General features: G+C 37.4%; 1 protein-coding gene and 1 pseudogene. Both read left to right on the top strand.

Features of this window, described 5'->3' with window-relative positions; all coding sequences use genetic code 11:
- The coding region (gene dptG / locus AC52RT_RS06715; protein WP_495540030.1) for a DNA phosphorothioation-dependent restriction protein DptG at positions 1-1,249 on the top strand (1,249 nt) is incomplete at its 5' end.
- Positions 1,230-1,862, top strand: a pseudogene (locus AC52RT_RS06720) (DNA phosphorothioation-dependent restriction protein DptH); the annotation flags it as partial. The gene dptG and the pseudogene AC52RT_RS06720, both read left to right, overlap by 20 nt.

The raw sequence follows: 1,862 nt of genomic DNA on the forward strand, positions 1-1,862 counted from the left end.
CAAGTTCGGAAATGGATTTGACCCTATACTGGGTGAAATTTTTCGTAAGTTAGAGGGTACTCAGCTCAATGACAACCTGGATGTTGAAAGTTTGATTGAGGAGATAACCAGTAAAGTTGAAATCAATACGGAAGATAAGCCGGCTTTACAAGGGATTCTGGCATCATACCTTGGTCAATCTTCCGCGATGCGTATGTTCCATCCACTCATTTTCAATTATATTTCTCTATCCTCTAATAAGGAAGCTGTTGGTGAAAAGGATATCGCCCAGTATATAGTTGATTCCTTGCTGGGAGATAGTGAGGACCTTCGAGGTATTATGGCTTTGACGGATAAAGAGCACGTGTTAACACGACTGATTTGTTCTAATTTGCCTGAATTACCGAAGGGTGAGGCTGGTAACAAATATGCCCCTGCATTTACCTATGTTGAATCGGTATTCAAGGAAGATTTGTCCTTCCTTGTAGGAAATCGAGAGTTTTTTATTTCTCATATTAATCTCTTTATCGCTTATTATTATTTTTACTCTGTAACCCAATTTACCCTTAAGTTAAATCAGTTTGAGAATATGGAACCGACAACTCCTACACCTCTATACTACAATGTCGACTGGGAAAATTCTAATCGAAGCAGGCTGGCGGTCACGAAAGGATTTAAGACAATCCTTGAATCAGCTCGAAGATTATTGATCCATATCAATACATTAGAACAATTAAATATTTTAATGGGTACCAAGAATCTACACTATGCAGAGTTGATGGATAAATTTAAGGAATTAGATGAAGTAGAGCAGAAGGAAATCGTAGCGTCTTTTAATGAATGGATAGTGGAGTATTCGGATGTGGCCATCGGTTCAACTGAGGGAATAGATGAGGCAGCTAACTTAGAACAATGCACGCATATCCTACACCATCAAATTGTAAAGGCCTACGAAAAAGGATCCATGCAAGGACCAAAAAGCAGATATGCACTAGCATTGACAGAAATCGGTCGTTTGTATTTCTTGAAGACAAGGGGCTCTTTAGGACATACCTTAAATGTCACCCAAGACTTTTTATTGCTGTTAACAGCCATTTCTGTTAAGTATGAGAAAATATCTCTGAAGCAATTATTCATTGAGTATGAAAAAAGAGGTGTATACTTCGATCGTTATTCTCGTGAGTCAATCGTTGAACTGTTAAATAAATTAAACTTAATCGAGAAAAAAAGTGATAGTGGAGATGCTCAATATGTTAAACCAATTCTATAACTATATGGCAAAAAAACTCATAGACTATTTAAAGCAAGAGAAAGTGAAGGCTGGAGAAAGGTATTTTTTGCAGTTTGATGAATTGGACAATGTCCGGGATTTTTATTCCGTTCTTAAATCATCTGATATTGCCCACCCTTTTATATACCAGCACAAACATGGGTCTCCCTATGAGACTTTCTATCTTGATATCCATGGTATCCGGGTCATTATTGCAGCCACCATTAATGGAGTGACACCAGATTATTTAGTGACGATTCGAAATCTAGTTAGTGAACAATCTGGTGAAGGCGTTAATACAGCTCTAATCAGTATGTCGCATCTTTCCTTAGATAGTATCCAAGGTGGAAGTAAAGACCTGCAAAGCAAGGGGATGCCATTTAACATCAGGATGGTGACGCAATATATTAAAGATGAATTGAACGATGAAAATTCTTTCTCAATAGCTGAAAAAGAAATTATTCACTTTCATCTGGATAAGAAGTTGGAAGACCTTGTTGTGCAGACGACCATATGGGATTATGCAGAGGTGATTTCTCTATTCTATAAAGGGAAAATTGAACAATCTGATTTTAAGACACTCAATCTTTTCCCAGATCCTGAGCTAAATAAG

Source organism: Peribacillus sp., assembly GCF_059453735.1.